Origin of the sequence: Sorangium sp. So ce367, assembly GCF_051520455.1 — a bacterium.
In the GTDB taxonomy this organism is placed as follows: domain Bacteria; phylum Myxococcota_A; class Polyangia; order Polyangiales; family Polyangiaceae; genus Sorangium; species Sorangium cellulosum_B.
Window position 1 is genome coordinate 7,742,182 of record NZ_CP150334.1, and the last position, 17,363, is coordinate 7,759,544.

Annotated in this window: 12 protein-coding genes and 1 pseudogene; 9 read left to right on the forward strand and 4 right to left on the reverse strand. The window is 70.2% G+C overall.

The window, feature by feature from the left end; all coding sequences use genetic code 11:
* The first annotated feature begins 12 nt into the window (after nucleotides 1–12).
* The 4 genes and pseudogenes from WME97_RS29215 to WME97_RS29230 all read left to right on the forward strand — a co-directional run bounded on the left by WME97_RS29215 (nucleotide 13) and on the right by WME97_RS29230 (nucleotide 7,780).
* Nucleotides 13–3,599: pseudogene (locus WME97_RS29215) on the forward strand (tetratricopeptide repeat protein).
* Between the two features lie 115 nt (nucleotides 3,600–3,714).
* Nucleotides 3,715–6,399, forward strand: coding sequence for a CHAT domain-containing tetratricopeptide repeat protein (locus WME97_RS29220; RefSeq protein WP_437542224.1), 2,685 nt, complete (start codon nucleotides 3,715–3,717; stop codon nucleotides 6,397–6,399).
* 87 nt (nucleotides 6,400–6,486) lie between these two features.
* Nucleotides 6,487–6,864: a hypothetical protein gene (locus WME97_RS29225; RefSeq protein WP_437542226.1), complete on the forward strand. Its 378-nt coding sequence runs from the start codon at nucleotides 6,487–6,489 to the stop codon at nucleotides 6,862–6,864.
* 58 nt (nucleotides 6,865–6,922) lie between these two features.
* Nucleotides 6,923–7,780, forward strand: a complete 858-nt coding sequence (locus WME97_RS29230; RefSeq protein ID WP_437542228.1) for a hypothetical protein — start codon at nucleotides 6,923–6,925, stop codon at nucleotides 7,778–7,780.
* Between the two features lie 126 nt (nucleotides 7,781–7,906).
* Here WME97_RS29230 and WME97_RS29235 read toward each other — a convergent pair whose 3' ends face one another.
* Both WME97_RS29235 and WME97_RS29240 read right to left on the reverse strand, forming a co-directional pair.
* A complete protein-coding gene (locus WME97_RS29235) occupies nucleotides 7,907–8,329 on the reverse strand; it encodes a hypothetical protein (RefSeq protein ID WP_437542230.1) in 423 nt (140 codons plus the stop codon).
* Nucleotides 8,330–8,397: 68 nt separating this feature from the next.
* Nucleotides 8,398–8,952 (reverse strand): RBBP9/YdeN family alpha/beta hydrolase, encoded by a 555-nt coding sequence (locus WME97_RS29240; RefSeq protein ID WP_437542232.1) that lies wholly within the window; start codon nucleotides 8,950–8,952, stop codon nucleotides 8,398–8,400.
* A gap of 524 nt (nucleotides 8,953–9,476) precedes the next feature.
* On the opposite strand from WME97_RS29240, the gene WME97_RS29245 reads away from it, so the two are divergent.
* A complete protein-coding gene (locus WME97_RS29245; RefSeq protein ID WP_437542234.1) occupies nucleotides 9,477–9,746 on the forward strand; it encodes a hypothetical protein in 270 nt (89 codons plus the stop codon).
* 50 nt (nucleotides 9,747–9,796) lie between these two features.
* Here the strand turns inward: WME97_RS29245 and WME97_RS29250 are convergent, their stop codons facing one another.
* Both WME97_RS29250 and WME97_RS29255 read right to left on the reverse strand, forming a co-directional pair.
* Nucleotides 9,797–10,555, reverse strand: coding sequence for an SDR family oxidoreductase (locus tag WME97_RS29250; RefSeq protein ID WP_437542236.1), 759 nt, complete (start codon nucleotides 10,553–10,555; stop codon nucleotides 9,797–9,799).
* A 158-nt stretch (nucleotides 10,556–10,713) separates the two neighbouring features.
* Nucleotides 10,714–11,748, reverse strand: a complete 1,035-nt coding sequence (locus WME97_RS29255) for a zinc-dependent alcohol dehydrogenase (protein ID WP_437542238.1) — start codon at nucleotides 11,746–11,748, stop codon at nucleotides 10,714–10,716.
* Between the two features lie 136 nt (nucleotides 11,749–11,884).
* On the opposite strand from WME97_RS29255, the gene WME97_RS29260 reads away from it, so the two are divergent.
* The 4 genes from WME97_RS29260 to WME97_RS29275 all read left to right on the forward strand — a co-directional run bounded on the left by WME97_RS29260 (nucleotide 11,885) and on the right by WME97_RS29275 (nucleotide 17,350).
* Complete coding sequence (locus WME97_RS29260; RefSeq protein ID WP_437542240.1) at nucleotides 11,885–13,402, forward strand: xylulokinase; 1,518 nt, start codon at nucleotides 11,885–11,887, stop codon at nucleotides 13,400–13,402.
* Nucleotides 13,403–13,716: 314 nt separating this feature from the next.
* Nucleotides 13,717–13,935 (forward strand): hypothetical protein, encoded by a 219-nt coding sequence (locus tag WME97_RS29265; protein ID WP_437542242.1) that lies wholly within the window; start codon nucleotides 13,717–13,719, stop codon nucleotides 13,933–13,935.
* A gap of 280 nt (nucleotides 13,936–14,215) precedes the next feature.
* Nucleotides 14,216–15,421: an aKG-HExxH-type peptide beta-hydroxylase gene (locus WME97_RS29270; protein ID WP_437542243.1), complete on the forward strand. Its 1,206-nt coding sequence runs from the start codon at nucleotides 14,216–14,218 to the stop codon at nucleotides 15,419–15,421.
* Nucleotides 15,422–15,436: 15 nt separating this feature from the next.
* Nucleotides 15,437–17,350 carry a RiPP maturation radical SAM C-methyltransferase gene (locus tag WME97_RS29275; protein WP_437542244.1) on the forward strand — a complete coding sequence of 638 codons (1,914 nt, stop codon included), beginning with the start codon at nucleotides 15,437–15,439 and terminating at the stop codon, nucleotides 17,348–17,350.
* The last annotated feature ends 13 nt before the right edge of the window (nucleotides 17,351–17,363 follow it).

The window sequence follows — 17,363 nt, forward strand, 5'->3', positions numbered from 1 at the left end:
AGGAGCGGTGAGATGAAGGGGGGTTCGAGGATCCGTGCAATACAATTCGCCACAGCGATCGTGGTCGCGCAACCAGGGGTCACGGCCCAGGCGCAGACGCCGACACAGGAGGCCGCCACGGCGGCGCAAGGGCCGCTCGAAGAGGCAGAGCGGCTGAATCGCCGCGCTGTCGAGCTCCATAAGGCCGGCCGATATGACGAGGCCATCCCCCTCGCTCGGAGGGCGCTCGACCTGCGAGAAAACGCGCTCGGGCCTGAGCATCCCGACGTGGCCATCACTCTCCACAACCTGGCCGCGTTGCTCAAGGCGAAAGGCGATTACGCGGCGGCCGAGCCTCTCTTCCGTCGCGCCTTGGCCATCCAGGAGAAGGCGCTCGGGCCTGAGCATCCCGACGTGGCCACCACGCTCAACAACCTGGCCGCATTGCTCGCGACGAATAACGATTACGCAGCGGCCGAGCCGCTCTTTCGTCGCGCTCTAACCATCCGGGAGAAGGCGCTCGGGTCCGAGCATCCCGACGTGGCTGAGAGCCTCAACAGCCTGGCAGGGTTGCTCTATGCAAAAGACGACATCGTGGCGGCCGAACCGCTCCTCCGCCGCGCTCTAACCATCCAAGAGAACGCGCTCGGATCCGAGCATCCCGACGTGGCCTTCAGCCTCAACTGCCTGGCCGAGTTGCTCCAGACGAAAGGCGACGATGCGGCGGCAGAGCCGCTCTACCGTCGCGCTCTGGCCATCCGCGAGAAGACGATCGGGCCCGAGCACCCCGACGTGGCTGTGAGCCTCAGCGGTCTGGCCGGGTTGCTCGAGGCGAAGGGCGACTATACGGCGGCCGAGCCTTTATTTCGTCGCGCTCTGGCCATCCGGGAAAAGGCGCTCGGGCCGGAGCACCCCAACGTGGCCATTGCCCTCAACGATGTGGCCGCGTTGCTCCAGGCGAAAGGAGACTATACGGCAGCCGAGCCTCTCTTTCGTCGCGCTCTGGCCATCCGGGAGAAGGCGCTCGGGCCGGAACATCCCAACGTGGCTACTGCCCTCAAGAACCTGTCGGAGTTGCTCTTTCTGAGAGGCGACTACGCGGCGGCCGAGCCGCTCTACCGTCGCGCTCTGGCCATCCGGGAAAAGGCGCTCGGGCCCGAGCATCCCAGCGTGGCCGCCGTCCTCCACAATCTGGCCCTATTGGCCTATGCGAAGGGCGATTACGCGGCGGCCGAGCCGCTCCACCGTCGCGCTCTGGCCATCGAGGAGAAGGTGGGCGGCCCAGAGCATCCCAACGTGGCTAGATCCCTCCACAGCCTGGCCTGGTTGCTCCAGGAGAAAGGGGACGATCCAGAGGCCGAGGCGCTCCACCGTCGCGCTCTGGCCATCTTGGAGAAGGCGCTCGGGCCGGAGCATCCCAACGTGGCCACTGCCCTCAACAACATGGCCGTGTTACTCGACAAGAAAGGCGACTACTCGGCAGCCAAGCGGCTCCACCGTCGCGCTCTGGCCATCTGGGAGAAGGCGCTCGGCCCAGAGCATCCCGACGTGGCCGTCGGTCTCGATAATTTGGCCGGGTTGCTCGATAAGGAAGGCGACCACGCGTCCGCCGAGCCGCTCTACCGTCGCGCTCTGGCCATCCGGGAGAAGGCGCTCGGGCCCGAGCACGCCGACGTGGCCATCAACCTCAACAACCTGGCCGTGTTGCTCGAGGCGAAAGGCGACCACGCGTCCGCCGAGCCGCTCTACCGTCGCGCCCTGGCTATCCAGGAGAAGGCGCTCGGGCCTGAGCACCCCAGGGTGGCCGCCAGCCTCTACAACCTGGCCGTCTTGCATTGGGTGAGCGCAGCGCCCACGCGGGCGCTTCCGCTGATACAGCGGGCCGCTGCGATCCACGAGCGGGTCCTGGCATCTGTCCTTGCGACCAGCAGCGAGCGGCAAAAGCACGCGTTTGTGCGGACGGTGCAAGGCGAGACCGACGTGACCGTTTCCCTTCACGTCCGCACGCTGCAGGGCCGCGTCGACGCTGCCCGGCTCGCGCTCGCCGTCCTCTTGCAGCGCAAGGGCCGCGTCCTCGACGCCATGACCGACATGCTCGCGCAGCTCCGCGCGCGCGGCCGGCCCGAGGACCAGGCGAAGCTGACCCAGCTGGCTCGCCTCAGAGGCGAGCTGGCGACGCGCACGCTGCGCGGACCTGCGCTTGGCGAGGACGTGAGCCATCATGGCGACGCGCTCGCCAAGCTGCGGGCGGATGTCGAGGTGCTCGAGCGGGACCTGGCCGCACGGTACAAGGCGCTGGCCGCGGAGCGCCGCGCCGTCACCCTCGAGAACGTGCAAGCGGCGCTCGGTCCGAGCGCCGCGCTCGTCGAGATCGCGCTGTTTCGACCGTTTGATCCGCACGCGAAGCCGGAGCGCAGGCTTGGCAATCTGCACTACGTCGCCTATGTATTGCACCGGACCGGCGATCCGAGCTGGGTGGAGCTCGGCCCCGCCGCGCCCATCGATGCGCTCGTCGCTCAAACACGTGCGCTCCTGAGCGCCGCCGATCCGCGCTACGCCGAGGCGGCGCGTGCGCTCGACGAGAAGGTCATGCAGCCGGTGAGGCAGCTCCTCGGCGAGGCGCGCGAGGTGTACCTGTCGCCGGACGGAGAGCTCAACCTCGTGCCCTTCGCCGCGCTGGTCGACGAGCGCGGGCAGTTCTTGCTCGCACGTTATCGGTTCACGTACCTGACCAGCGGCCGCGACTTGCTCCGCCTCGAAGTTACCCAGACCGAGAGTCCCGCTCGTCGCCGCTGGTCATCGGCAACCCGGCCTACGACGAGGGCGGCGGCGTGCCGGCCAGCGCGACCTCGGGGCGCCGGTCGGACGGCATGGGAGCCATGCAGTTCGGTCCACTCCGGTGGACGGAGCCAGAGGCGCGCGCCGTCAAGGAGCTCTTGCCGGACGCACGCCTGCTGCTCGACAAGGACGCCACCGAGGCCGCGATCAAGGCGCTGGCGGGCCCCGCCATCGTGCACTTGGCCACCCACGGCTTCTTCCTGGCGCAGGAACCCGGGGCACCGCACGCGGCCCGCGGGGCCCAGCGGCCGTTCCTGACGCTGCTGCAGCCCGGAGCGCTGCCGCCCTTGCCCGAGAACCCGCTGCTGCTCTCGGGTCTGGCGCTCGCAGGCGCCAACCAGCGACGCAGCGGCGGCGAGGACGGCGTGCTCACCGCGCTCGAGGTCGCTGGCCTGGATCTGTGGGGCACCAAGCTCGTCGTGCTGTCGGCGTGCGATACGGGGGTCGGCGCGCTCTCCCGGGGCGAGGGCGTCTACGGGCTCCGGCGCGCGCTCGTGCTCGCCGGGGCCGACAGCCAGATCATGAGTCTGTGGAAGGTGGCCGACGAGGAGACCCAGGCGCTCATGAAGGCCTACTACGGTCGCCTCTCGGCCGACGACGGGCGCAGCGATGCGCTCCGCGAAGTGCAGCTCGCCATGGCTCGCAAGCCCTTGCATCCGTACTACTGGGCCGCCTTCATTGCAGGCGGCAGCGGCCGCTCGCTCTCAGGAAAGGAGCCGCCCCCCGTGCGAGACGCCGACGTGCCGAGGGCTCTGGACACCGGGGAGATGGCGCTCGAGTAGATGCGAGCCCGTGGTGAGGGCGCCGCGCCCAGCTTACGCCGTTCGCCGGCGTGAGCGCTGTCGTCGAGCTCGAATCTGAGAGATGAGGAGCAGTGAGATGAAGGGGGGATCAAGGATGCGTGCAACACGACTCGCAGCGGCGATCGTGGCGGCGCCTCCGTGGGTCGAAGCACTGGCGCAGACGCCGACACAGGAGGCGGCCACGGCGGCGAAAGGGCCGCTCGAAGAAGCAGAGCGGCTGCATCGCCGCGTCGTCGAGCTCGAACAGGCACGCCGATACGACGAGGCTATCCTGCTCGCACGCCGGGCGCTCGAGCTGCGAGAAAAGGCGCTCGGGCCTGAGCATCCCGGTGTGGCCGAGAGCCTCGCCAGTCTGGCCGGGTTGCTCTCCACGAAAGCCGACCATGCGTCGGCCGAGCCGCTCTACCGTCGCGCTCTCGCTATCCGGGAGAAGGCCCTCGGTCTCGACCACCCCGACGTGGCCCAGAGCCTCAACAGCCTGGCCATGTTGCATTGGGTCAAAGGCGACAACGCGGCGGCCGAGCCGCTCATCCGTCGCGCTCTCGCCATCCAGGAGAAAGCGCTCGGTCTCGAGCATCCCGACGTAGCCAACAGCCTCAACAGCCTGGCCTTGTTGCTCCTGGCGAAAGGCGACGACACCGCGGCTGAGCCGCTCTTGCGTCGCGCTCTGGCGATCCGGGAGAAGGCCCTCGGGCTCGAGCATCCCGACGTGGCCAGAAGCCTCAGCAGCCTCGCCCTATTGCCTCTTGAAAAGAGCGACTACGCAGCAGCCGTGCCGCTCCTCCGTCGCGCTGTGACCATCTTGGAGAAGGCGCTCGGGGCCGAGCATCATGCCTTGGTTACCCCCCTCAACAACCTGGCCTTGTCGCTCCTGGCGCAAGGCGACTACGCAACGGCCGAGCCGCTCTTGCGTCGCGCTCTGACCATCGAGGAGAAGGCGCTCGGGCCCGAGCATCCTGAGTCGACCGCCATCCTCATCAATCTGGCCTGGTTGTATTCGAAGAGCGCAGCGCCCACGCGAGCGCTTCCGTTGATGCAGCGGGCTGCTGCGATCCAGGAGCGGGAGCTGACCTCTGTCCTTGCCACCAGCAACGAGCGGCAAAAGCACGCGTTTGCGTCGACGGTGGAAGACGAGACCAGCTCGATCGTCAGATTTCACGTCCGCGCGCTGCCTGACCGCGCCGACGCCGCCCGGCTCGCGCTCACCGTCCTCTTGCAGCGCAAAGGCCGCATCCTCGACGCCATGGCCGACCTGCTCACGCAGCTCCGCGCCCACGGTCGGCAGGAGGACAAGTCGAAGCTGGGCGAACTCGCACGTCTCAGGGGAGAGCTGGCAACGCGCACGCTGCGCGGGCCTGTGCCCGGCGAGGAGGTGAGCCATCACGGCGACGCGCTCGCCAAGCTGCAGGCGGATATCGAGGTGCTCGAGCAGGACCTGGCGGCGCGGTACAAGGCTCTCGCCGTGGAGCGTCGAGCCGTCACCCTCGAGGCCGTGCAAGCCACGCTCGGTCCGGGCGCCGCGCTCGTCGAGATCGCGCTGTTTGAGCCGTCTGATCCGCACACCAAGCCCCACCAAGAGTCTGGCGAGCCGCACTATGTCGCCTATGTGCTGCACCGGACTGGCGATCCGATCTGGGTGGAGCTGGGCCCAGCCGCGCCCATCGATGCGCTCATCACTGAAACGCGCGCAGCGCTGAGCGCGGCCAATCCGCGCTACGCCGAGACGGCACGCAAGCTTGACGAGAAGGTCATGCGGCCGGTGAGGCAGCTCCTCGGCGAGGCGCGCGAGGTGTACGTGTCGCCGGACGGAGAGCTCAACCTCGTGCCCTTCGCGGCGCTCGTCGACGAACGCGGGCAGTTCCTGCTCGCGCGTTATCGCTTCACCTACCTGACCAGCGGCCGGGATCTACTGCGCCTCGAGGCCACCCAGACCCAGAGCCCGCGCTCGCCTCCGCTGGTCATCGGCAACCCGGCCTACGACGAGGGCGGCAATGCTCCGGCCGGCGCGCTCTCGGGGCGCCGCTCGGACGCCATGGGCGAGATGCAGTTCGGCCCACTCCGGTGGACCGAATCCGAGGCGCGCGAGGTGGCAAAGCTTTTACCCAACGCACGCCTGCTGCTCGACAAGGACGCTACCGAGGGCGCGGTCAAGGCGCTCAAGGGCCCCTCCATCCTGCACATGGCGACGCACGGCTTCTTCCTGGAGCAGCCACGCACGGTACCGCACGCGCCCGGCGAGCTCCGGGCGCTCGTGCCCGTGCCGCAGCCCCGAGCGCTGCCGCCCTTGCTCGAGAACCCGCTGCTGCGCTCGGGCCTGGCGCTCGCAGGCGCCAACCTGCGGCGCAGCGGCCGCGAGGACGGCGTGCTGACCGCGCTCGAGGTCGCGGGGTTGGATCTGTGGGGCACCAAGCTCGTTGTGCTGTCGGCGTGCGACACGGGGGTGGGCGAGCTCTACCGGGGCGAGGGCGTTTACGGGCTACGGCGCGCGCTGGTGCTCGCGGGGGTCGACAGCCAGATCATGAGTCTGTGGAAGGTGGCCGATGAAGAAACCCAGGCGCTGATGACGTACTACTACGGCCGCCTCTCGACCGATCACGGGCGCAGCGATGCGCTGCGCGAAGTGCAGATCACCATGGCTCGCAAGGGCCTGCACCCCTACTACTGGGCCGCCTTCATCGCGAGCGGCAGCGGCCGCTCGCTCTCCGGAAAGGAGCCGCCCCCCGTGCGAGAAGCCGCTCTGCCGACGGCAGCGGACACGATGGCGACCGCGCCCGAGTAAACCACACCCCCTCGCGAGCGTCGCCGCGCCCCCATCGCTCCCGCCTCCCTGCTTCCCAACCCCCGCGCGCCCCGCTAGGCTCGCCGCATGCCCCTCGATCCGCAGCGCCTCGCCCGTGTTCGCGCCCATTTCCTGGCGGCTGCCGCGCTCGTCACCGGGTGCGGCGGGAGCTCCGCGCCCGACCACACGATCAACGAACGGGCTCCCATCGACCACGTCCCGCCGACGCCGACCGCGGCGCCCACCGAGTCCTCGTCCTCCGCGACCCCGCCGGAAGCGCCGCAGGCCGATCCGAGCGCCGACCCGTCGAAGGCGGCGATGCACGTGAACACGCCCCCGACTGCGACGCCGACGGCGCCCCCTGCGTCGTCCTCCGCGACCGTGGATCGTCCTCCGCCCGGCAAACCCGAACCCCCGCCCACGTCGCCGGTGCACATCAACACGCCGGCGCGCACGAAGCCGTGACGCGAGCGCCATCCCCCGCCGCCCCCCTCGCTCGGCGGCGGCCGCGCCCCACCCCCTCATGAACACCGCGTTCCCTCTCGGCACGACCGAGCGGCTCTTCGCGACGCTCCACCGCCGCTTCCTCGATCGCCATTACCCCGCGCCCCCGTGGGACCGCCTCGACCCGGCGGCGCTCCCGCCGGCCGACGTCGAGATCGCCCGCCAGGCGTGGGCCGCGAGGGCGGTCGCCGAATACCGATCCATGATCGTCTTCGGCGAGCTCATCGCCCGCTTCGCCGAGCTGCGCTTGCCCCTGGAGGTCACGACCGCGGCCTCGCGCCTCCTCCAGGACGAGGCGCGCCACACCGAGCTGTGCGCGCGCGCGGCCGACGCGCTCGGCGGCAACCACGGAGCGACGCTCGCCCCCTCGGATCTCCAGCTCCCGCGGAACGGCCTCCCGGCCCATCTCTTCGTCGCCCGGTGGACCGCATCGATGTTCTGCGTGGGAGAATCCGCGTCCGTCGGCATCCTCGACGTCCTCCAGCAGCACACAACCGATCCTTGCCTGCAGGTGGTCGTTGGCACCCTCCTGCGGGACGAGATCCTCCACGACCGCTTTGGCTGGGCGCTCGCGCGCCTCGTCTTTCCGCGCCTCACCGACGACGAGCGCGACTGGCTCGCCGCCGATCTGGCGTTCTCGCTCGCGCACTACGACCGCATCCACGCCGGCGCCTCGCGCGCCGACGGCGAGCCGTTGCCCGAGGCGCCGCCGCCCGCCGGCCCGAACCTCGGGATCCCCTCGCGTCCGGCCGCGGCGCGCGCCTTCTACGACCGGATCGACCGCGTGATCCTCCCCTCGCTCGCCGCGCTGGGCGTGCCGGCGTACGAGGCATGGGCGTTACGCCTCGAAGTCCCGGCCCAGGCCGAGAATCGCTGAGACGGCGCTCGCCAGCTCAAGCGCGAAACACCCGAGAGACAGGTTCGCCGATCAGCGCCGCAAGGAGCCGCTCCCCTAAGGCCACGGCCCATGAACCGGACGGGGCGGTGGGCAACGTCGTCGGCGTCACGGCTTCGGTCGAGGCGGGGTGTTGTTGAGGTGCGTCGGCCGAGCCGGGGTGTTGAGGTGCGTCGGCCGGCCCGGGGTCGGTACGTTGGGCGAAGGCCGACGCGCGGGCGCGGAGGACGACGCCGCAGGGGGAGTCGGCAGCGTCGGCGCTGGCGTGTTCACGTCCATCGCCGCCTTGCCCGGCCCGTCGTCCGTACGGCCCGCCGGGGGCTCCTGGGGAGTCGCGGTGGGCTCCGGCGGGGTCGCAGCGGAGGACGCCGCGGGCGCTGTCGCGGTGGGCGTCGGCGGGGCGTCGTCCAGGGAAGGGGGTTCGTTGATCGTGTGGTCGGGCGCGGAGCTCCCGCCGCACCCGGTGACGAGCGCGGCAGCCGCCAGGAAATGGGCGCGAACACGGGCGAGGCGCTGCGGGTCGAGGGACATCCGGCGAGAGTAACGAGGCGCGCCGGGGGTTGGGAAGAACGGAAACCGGAGCGGATCGCGCGGTTTTTTCAAGCGCGAAACACCCGTGAGACGGGCTCGCCTATCAGCGCCGCGAGGAGCCGCTCGCCCTCGGGCCAGGGCCCGAAGCCGGCGTCGACGTTGATGTGCCCACACGGCCCCGCATGGATGAGCCGGCTCCCCCAGGCGCGCGCGAAGGCCTCGGCTCGCTCCGGGGTGCAGTACGGGTCGTTCGCGCTCGCGACGACCATCGAGGGGAACGGGAGCCTGACGCCGGGCAACGGGTGGAACGTCGACGCCTCGCGCGGGTAGCTCGGCGATTCGGTGTCGGCCGGCGCGACGAGCAGCGCGGCGCGCACGGGTCGCGCGCCCGGCGCCGCCCAGTGGACGACCGTGCTCACGCCGCAGCTGTGCGCGACCAGCACCGGGGGCTCGGCGCTCGCGGCGACCGCCCGGTCGAGCGCCTCGACCCACGCGCGTCGGTCCGGGTGATCCCAGTCGGGCATCTCCACGCGGCGCGCGAAGGAGAGCTTCTGCTCCCAGAGCGTCTGCCAGTGGCGAGGGCCGGAGCCACTGTAGCCAGGGACGATGAGAAGCGAAAGCATCGTGACAAGACCTCCCCGCGAACGAAGAGGGTACAGAGGAATCGGGTGAAAATCACGTCGTCACCCCCCGCTGACCCCGGAGCCACGTCGACCCCTCCGACGCGCGCCGTGATGGGGCCGAGGTAGCCCAGGCGCGCCGGATTCATTCGATTTACACGACCTGTGGCAGACGCCGTGCGCGCCTCTCTTCATCCTCGTGGCTCGCGAGGCGCAGTCACCGCCGAGACCACACCCCCCGCTGGTGGCAACGCGACGATGCGACGATGCGGCGATGCGGCGATGCGGCGATGCGGCGATGCGGCGATGCGGCGATGAAAATGCCCTGCTACTCCCGCATGGGACTTCCATGTCCCTCGATTCCTGTGTAAATATGCCAGATGCTGTCGGCGCTGAATGTCCAATCGCCGCCGGCAGGATTCTCTTGGTTGCGAACAACGTGTGACCTTACCGTGAAAGGTGTTTCAATGAATCAAGGATCGTCTTCGAGACGTCTGTCCAGGAGCCGCGTCGGGAGCTCCCTGTCTGTGTTTCTCTGCGTGCCCGTGGTGGCGCTCGCGCTCGCCGGTTGCGGCGGCACGGAGCCCTCCTCTTCCTCCGAGTCTGACGAGTCCACGCCGAACGGGGACGAGATCATGAGCTGGGAGGAGTTCCAGGCGAACGTTCACCGCGACCCGCAGCGCGGGGTCTACATCATCGACGACGAGCAGGGGCTCAACGACGCGGAGCTGCGTGTCGTCTACGAGCGCTATGTGAAGACCGGAGCGCTCGTCGTGAAGCCGCTCGGGCGGCGCTGATCACGCCTCGATACGATCGATAGCTGGCTTTGAGCGTCCCATCGGATGCCTCACGCCGCGCCAGCCAGCGACAGGGCGAGCCAGTCGTCGAAGCGCGTCGGCATGACGCGCGCTCCGTCGCCGGGGGTGAGCGACCGATCGTCGATCCGGAGGCCAAAATAGGGCGCCTCCGCGTCGGCGATCACCTCGCGGCGGTCCTTCTTGGCGCTCAGGTACTTGCCGACGAACTCGGCGAGCGGGCGCCTCTCGGGGCCGGCCACCTCGAGCATACCGTTCACGGGCGGCCCGAGCGTGACGTCGGCCAGGGCCTCGGCGACGTCCTCGGACGCGATCGGCTGCAGGTGCGCCGACGAGAGGCGGACCCGCTCAGCGTCGGCGCTGGAGCGCGCGATGCCGTCCATGAACTCGAAGAACTGCGTGGCCCGCAGGAGGGTGTAGGGGATACCGGAGGCCTCGATCAGCGCCTCCTGCGCCATCTTCGCGCGGAAATAGCCGCTGCCGAGCATTCGATCGGTGCCGACCACCGAGAGCGCCACATGATGTTTGACGCCCGCGGCGGCCTCGGCGGCGAGCAGGTTGCGGCCCGAGGTCTCGAAGAAGTCGAGGACCGCCTTGTCCTCGAACGACGGCGCGTTCGCCACATCGACCACGACCTCGGCTCCCGCGAGCGCTCCGGCGAGCCCCTCGCCCGTGAGGCAGTTGACGCCCGTGGAAGGCGACGCCGCGACGACCTCATGGCCCTGCTGGCGGAGCCTGCGCACGAGCTTCGTCCCGATCAGGCCGGTTCCACCGATAACCACGATCTTCATGTCTTTCTCCCTTGTCCGTCACGCGAGCGACCGGCGCCTTGCTCCTGTGACCCCGCGCTCGCCCTCGATGACGAAGCGGGTCTAGCTCGTGTGACATGGGGCGAAGGAAAAATGACAGCCGCGCTGCCTCGCCTGGAGATCCCGCGCGACGACCCCGCTCAGAACGGCGTGTCGCCTTCGTCCGGAACGATGATCGACTTCAGCGCCCCGTCCTGGCAATCGGCCTGCAGGCGGAAGCCCTTCTCGGCCTCGGACAGGTCGAACCGGTGGGTGACGATGGACTCGACGTCCACCGCCCCCTCGGCGACCAGGCGGATCGCCCGCGGGTAGACGTGCCCCATGCGCCGGGAGAACTTGACCTTCAGCCCCTTGCGGCGGCAAAGCGCCGCCGGCAGCGCGTAGCGGTCGCCGTCGGGGATGCCCGCCAGCAGGATCCGCCCGCCGATGCGCGCGGCCTCGGCCGCGTGGTGGAAGCCCTCGGGCGAGTTCGTCGCCTCGAGCACGAGGTCGACGCCCCGGCCGCCCGTCCACTCCGCGACGGCCGCGAAGCTCGGCGCCGCGTCGTGCGCGCCCAGCCGGCGCGCGGCCTCGGCCCGGTACGCGACGGGGTCGACCGCGAAGACGCGCGCGACGCCGGCCAGGCGCGCGAGCTGGACCAGGCACAGGCCGATCGGCCCGCACCCCAGCACCACCACCGTCTCCTGTATGTGAGGCCGCGCCAGGTCGATCGCGTGGACGGCGACGCCCAGCGGCTCCAGCATCACGGCCTTTCGCACCGAGAAGCCCAGGGGGACCGGCACGACCTGGTCGGGGCGCACCGCCATCCGCTCCGCCATGCCGCCGTGGAGCGGCGGCGCGCCAAGGAACTCCACGTGCGGGCACAGGTTCACGTGGCCGCGGTGGCACCACTCGCAGCGGCCGCAGGCGTGCGCGGGGTCGACGGCGACAAGCTGCCCCCTCGACAGGCCGAGCGCCGGGTGGTCGTCGACGACCCAGCCGGCGAACTCGTGCCCTGGCACGAAGGGGTCCCGGACCTGCGCCGCGCCGATCCCGCCCTCCAGGTAATAGTGGAGATCGCTGCCGCAGATCCCGCAGCCCGCGACCTGGATCGTCACCATGCCCTCGCGAGGCCGCGGAGGGTCGACCTCGCCGAGCCGGACATCGCGGATGCCGTGAATGAACGTTGCGCGCACTGTTCCAGTCTCCCTTTCAAGGCTCCGCCGGCTCCCCGGCGGCGCCGCGCTGGACGATTGTGCCGGCGCGATTCCCTACTGTAGTCTGCGCCCGTGATCGCTTGTCAATCCTGCGTTCCGGGTCGCTGAAGGCGCCATGCCGGCCGACCTCGTCCTCGGCATCGACCTGAGCACCACCGCCGCCAAGGCGGCGGCCTTCGACGTCCAGGGGCGCCTGCACGCCGCCGGCCGGGCGCCGCTCTCGCTGGCCCGGCCGGCTCCTGACCGGTTCGAGCAGGATCCCCGGGACTGGTGGGCTGCCCTGTGCCAGGCGGTCGCCGGCGTCACCGCCGCGGTGGACCCGGGCCGCATCGCGGGCCTCGCGATCGCGCACCAGCGCGAGACCTTCGCCTGCCTCGGTCCCGACGGCGAGCCGCTCCGCCCCGCCATGCTCTGGCTGGACGGCCGCGCGCGCGGGCACCTCGGCGCCGTGATCGACCGCATCGGGCAAGACCGCCTGCGGGCGCTGTCCGGCAAGGCCGCGGACTTCGGCCCGGCGCTGCCCAAGATCGCCTGGCTGGCCAGCGAGGAGCCGGAGACCCACCGCCGCACGACCCTCTTCTGCGACGTGCAGGCGTACCTCGTGCAGGCGCTGACCGGGCGCGCCCGCACCAGCTGGGCGAGCGCCGACCCGCTCGCGCTCTTCGACATCGGCGCGCGCCGCTGGTCCGAGGAGCTCTGCGCCGCCGCCGGCATCACGCCCGACCGGCTGCCGGAGGCGCTCCCTCCCGGCGCGCCGCTCGGCGCGGTGTCGGCGGCCGCAGCGGCGGCCACCGGGCTGCGCGAGGGCACGCCGGTGCTGGCCGGCGGCGGCGACGGCCAGATGGCCGGGCTCGGCGTCGACGCCCTGGACCCGCGGCGCGCCTACCTGAACCTGGGCACGGCGGTGGTCTTCGGGGTCTGGAGCGCCGAGCCGCGGCAAGACCCGGCGTGGCGGACCATGACCAGCGCCTCCGGCCGCGGTTACGTGCTGGAGAGCAGCCTGCGCAGCGGCGCGCTGCTCTCGGACTGGTACCTGCGCCGCCAGCTGGGCGTCGACCCGCGCGACGGGGCCGCGATGGCCGCGCTCGAGGCCGAGGCGGCGTCGCTCCCGCCCGGAAGCGGCGGCCTGCTGCTCTTGCCCTACTGGGAAGGCGCCATGAACCCCCACTGGGATCCCGACGCCCGCGGCGCGATCCTGGGCCTCACGGACGCGCACGGGCGCGGCCACGTCTACCGCGCCCTGATCGAGGGCGTCGCGCTGGAGCAGGCGCTGGTGCTGGACCTGATGCGCGGCGCGGCGGGGGTCGAGGTCGCGGAGTTCGCCGCGGTCGGCGGCGTGGCCGCGAGCGACCTCTGGTGCGCCGTGATGGCCGATGCGACGGGCGTCGCCATCGAGCGGTCCGAGACGGTCGAGGCGGCGTGCCTGGGCGCCGCCATGTGCGCGGCCGCCGGCGCCGGGCTGGCCGGGAGCATCGAGGCGGCCGCGAGGGCGATGCGCGGGACCGCCACGGCGACGTTCCATCCCGATGCCGCGCGCCGGGAGCGCTACGCGGCGCTGCTGGGGATCTACCGCGACATGTATCCGCAGCTCTCGGGGCTGCTGCGCCGCCTCTCGGCCTTCACGAGGGAGTAGGCGCGGCTCGCTCTCCTCTTGGCGCAAGCCGGGCGCGGCGCCGGTCGCCCACCGAACCGACCATCTGCGTGCACGCGTCGGCCGAATGAAAATTCAATAAATCTTTAATCGCTCCCCTGATCCATCCGCCGACGAGCGTGAGCACCCGACAGAAATCGAAATCGAACCTCAGCACACCACACGAACGCACCACCAGAACACGTGATATCCGACAGGCTCGTACGATTGACACATCTTCCTGGGACTTAGTACCTTCACCATCGCTACGCCCACACGGGCTAGCGGAACGTGATTCAAAGAAGGACAGGTGCACAATGGCCGATCCCAAGGATCTCAAGCTTCAGACTGTCAGGGGGCAGACCCTCGTCACCAGCGCCGGGGCGGCGCTGTCGGACGACTCCAAGCTGCGGCTCCGGTCCCAGCTGAAAAACGCGCTCAACGCCGAGCTCGCCGCGAGCGGCGAGACGCTCGGGCTGAAGCCCGGCGACAAGGTCGCGATCAGCAGCTCCATCGGTCAGAGCATCAGCTTCTAGACCGCGATAGCTGCCTTGCCCGGGCGGTGAACCCACCCGCGCAACCATTCGTCACACCGACGCAGGGCGACACCGTGGAATGGCCAGTAGACCGCATCGCGAGCCGAACGCCATCCCCGCCGCCCAGCGCCACGGTGCGGTCGACCGCATGCGCGCACGGGGCGGCGTCCGCTGCCCGTGCGGCATGCCCCCCGACCCGGCGGCGCGTGACGACTCGCCTGGATGTTGTGCAGCTCGCGACGCCGACCACGGCGTGGTGGCGAGAAGCGGAGGCCCAGCGATGAGTGAAGCACTGGATTTTTCTGGCTTTTCATGTCCCCAGGTTGGACTCGGCGACGACGTGCTCGACGTCGTGGCCGTCGGTCATGCGCGGCAGGTCGTGGAGACGTATCTCGAGCGGCACCGCGCTCACCTCGACCGCCATGCCGCGGGGCTCTCGACGGTCCTGACAGCGTGGCTGACGCGCGAGGACGAGCGGTTCGACACGGTCTGGAACCTCGCGTTCGGGGATGCGCACGCGCTCCTGCTCTCGCACGCCGACGATGTGGTCCGGTGCGCCAGCGCGCTCGCGCTGCGCATGAACGAGCGCGGCCACGCGGGCGCGTGGGAGGCCGAGCTCCCCGCCCCGGCCCGCCTCCGGTTCGGCCGGTGGCTGCTGCCGGCGGCCGAGGCCATCCAGGTCTCGGCGGAGGCCGAGAATGCCGCCGTCCGGATCAGAGCCGCCGGCGAGTGGCGCTCGGCCGCGTTTCTACGCGACGGCGAGCGCGGCTGGGCGCTCGTGGACGGGGACGACGTCGACGTCCTCGCCACGTGCCAGCGGCCGGACTTCCGGTTCACGTTGTCGACGGCGCAGTCCCTGTCGCCGTCCGGCGCGGAGCGCCTCCTGCAGGCCGACGCATACCAGTTCGATCGCGCCGAGGTGAGCACGGCGGACGCGTGGCGTGCCACCTGCGACGCCGCGGTGGACTTGATCCGAGAGACGGCCGACTTCTACGCGACGTGGGTCGACCGGGTGCTGCGGGACCTCATCCCGCTGCGGGCGAGGCCGTCCACGTTCAACAGCGGCAGCGAGCGGTTCTCGCCGGGGGTCGTCTGCGTCTCTGACCAGCCCTTCCGGTGGCCGCTCGCAGAGATGCTGGTGCACGAGGCCACGCACCAGTATCTGCACATCATCACCCGGCTGGGTCCCCTCGACGACGGGACCGACCAGAGCCTCTATTTCTCTCCGTTCCGCAACAAGGAGCGCCCGATCTTCTTCATCGTCGTGGCGTACCACGCCTTCGCCAACGTCCTCATGTTCTACCGGACCGCCCGCGAGCGGGGCCTCGTGCCGGAGAGGGTCATCACCTCGGAGGCGTTCGCGAGCCGGGAGGAGACGCTGACGAAGCAGCTCCGCGCCATCGAGGATCCGCTCAAGAACGCCCGATCGCTCACGCCGCTCGGGCGAGCGCTGTGGGAGCCGCTCTACAACGTTCTGCACGCCTAGCGAGGAGGTTTCCGCATGACATCGCTGCCCCTGGTGCGAGAACCTCACATGCCCGTCGCCCCGTCGCGCGACGTGGCCGATTTCCGCGTGGCCCTGGTATGCATGCCGTTCGCGTCGGCGGACCGGCCGTCCATCCAGCTCGGGCTCATCGGCGCGATCGCCCGATCGGCCGGGTTCACGGCCGATCTCTACCATTTCAACCTGGACCTCGCGGCCGAGCTCACCCCGCCGATCTACGAGCAGCTCTGCGAGCGGCGCTCGTACATGACCGGCGAGTGGCTCTTCGCGCGCGCCGCGTTCGGGGAATCCGCGCCGGGCGACGAGGAGAGCTATCTCAAGGCGTTCCCTGGCGAGGTCTCGTGGGTCGAGACCCTGGGCAAGGGCCGGGCGTACTTCGCGGAGCTGCGCCGGCAGATCCTGCCCGCGTTCATCGATCGCTGCCTCGACGCGGTGGATTGGGGCTCGTACCGCATCGTCGGCTTCAGCTCCCTGTTCCAGCAGAACGTCGCGTCGCTCGCGCTCGCGCGCCGCATCAAGGAACGTCACCCCCAGGTCCACATCATCTTCGGGGGCGCAAACATGGAAGGCGAGATGGGGCGGGAGTACGCGCGCGCCTTCCCTTGCATCGACTATGTGGTCTCGGGCGAAGCCGACGAGGTGTTCCCCAAGCTGCTGCTCGCCCTCGCGCGGAAGGAGACCCACCTCCGGTTCCCCGGCGTCATCGCGCGCACCCGGCTCGGGCTCGTGGACGGAGGCCAGGCGCCGCCGGTCCACGACCTGGATCAGCTGCCCGTACCCGTCTACGATACCTATTTCGAGCACGCCGTCCGTCTCGGTTTGTCGCCATATTACAAGTCGACGTGGACGCTGCCCTACGAGAGCTCCCGGGGGTGCTGGTGGGGCCAGAAGCACCATTGCACGTTCTGTGGGCTGAACGGGCAGGGCATGGCGTACAGGGCCAAGCGCCCGGCGCGCGTCCTGGAAGAGCTCTCCGTGCTCGCGCGCAAGCACCGCATCTGCTCGTTCATGGCGGTCGACAACATCCTGGACCAGAAATACGTCAAGGATTTCTTCGGCGAGATCGAGCGCGCCAAGGTGGATTACTGCTTCTTCTACGAGGTCAAGGCGAACCTCACCCGCGAGCAGATACGGGCGCTCTACCGCGGCGGCATCCGGCGCGTCCAGCCCGGCATCGAGAGCATGAGCAGCCACATCCTCGAACTCATGCGCAAGGGCTGCACGATGCTCCAGAACGTGCGCTGCCTGAAGTGGTGCATGTACTACGGCATCGGCGTGAACTGGAACCTGATCTGGGGCTTCCCGGGCGAGGCGGTCGAAGACTACGAGCGCGAGCTCGAGGTGCTGCAGTGCATCACGCACCTCGAGCCGCCGGTGGGCAGCGGCCGGATCTGGCTCGAGCGCTTCTCTCCGCACTTCACGGACAAGAGCTTCCCCGTGAGCAACATGCGCCCGGAGGCCAGCTACGGCCACGTGTATCCGCCGCACGTCGACCTGATGAAGGCCGCGTACTTCTTCGATTACGAGATGGGTGACACGGTGGCGTCCGCCGCGCACGCGGCGACGCACGCGCATGTCGAGCAATGGCGGGAGACGTGGCGCTCCGACGCGAAGCACACGCTGACGTACCGCCGGACGACGAGCGGCATCCTCATCGACGTCAACCGGGGCCCCGAGCACCAGAAGACGTACAGCGTGAGCGGCGCCAACGCCGCCATCTACGAGCTGTGCACCGAGACGATCCGGACGCCGGCCCAGGTGGCCGAGCAGCTGCGTGCTCTGTCGGCGGAGCACGCGTACTCCGCCGACGAGGTCCGCGAGGCCATGGACGAGTTCTGCCGCGCGCGGCTGATGCTCGGCGAGGACGACAAGTACTTCAGCCTGGCGCTCCCGTCGAACCCCAACTGGTAGCGGCCGCAGGAGG

Bases quoted from the DNA above. Each gene is read 5' to 3' on its own strand.
- WME97_RS29270 (WP_437542243.1), top strand. From the start codon at position 14,216: ATGAGTGAAGCACTGGATTTTTCTGGCTTTTCATGTCCCCAGGTTGGA.
- WME97_RS29220 (WP_437542224.1), top strand. From the start codon at position 3,715: ATGCGTGCAACACGACTCGCAGCGGCGATCGTGGCGGCGCCTCCGTGG.
- WME97_RS29275 (WP_437542244.1), top strand. From the start codon at position 15,437: ATGACATCGCTGCCCCTGGTGCGAGAACCTCACATGCCCGTCGCCCCG.
- WME97_RS29250 (WP_437542236.1), bottom strand. From the start codon at position 10,555: ATGAAGATCGTGGTTATCGGTGGAACCGGCCTGATCGGGACGAAGCTC.
- WME97_RS29260 (WP_437542240.1), top strand. From the start codon at position 11,885: ATGCCGGCCGACCTCGTCCTCGGCATCGACCTGAGCACCACCGCCGCC.
- WME97_RS29230 (WP_437542228.1), top strand. From the start codon at position 6,923: ATGAACACCGCGTTCCCTCTCGGCACGACCGAGCGGCTCTTCGCGACG.
- WME97_RS29225 (WP_437542226.1), top strand. From the start codon at position 6,487: ATGCCCCTCGATCCGCAGCGCCTCGCCCGTGTTCGCGCCCATTTCCTG.
- WME97_RS29240 (WP_437542232.1), bottom strand. From the start codon at position 8,952: ATGCTTTCGCTTCTCATCGTCCCTGGCTACAGTGGCTCCGGCCCTCGC.
- WME97_RS29235 (WP_437542230.1), bottom strand. From the start codon at position 8,329: ATGTCCCTCGACCCGCAGCGCCTCGCCCGTGTTCGCGCCCATTTCCTG.
- WME97_RS29265 (WP_437542242.1), top strand. From the start codon at position 13,717: ATGGCCGATCCCAAGGATCTCAAGCTTCAGACTGTCAGGGGGCAGACC.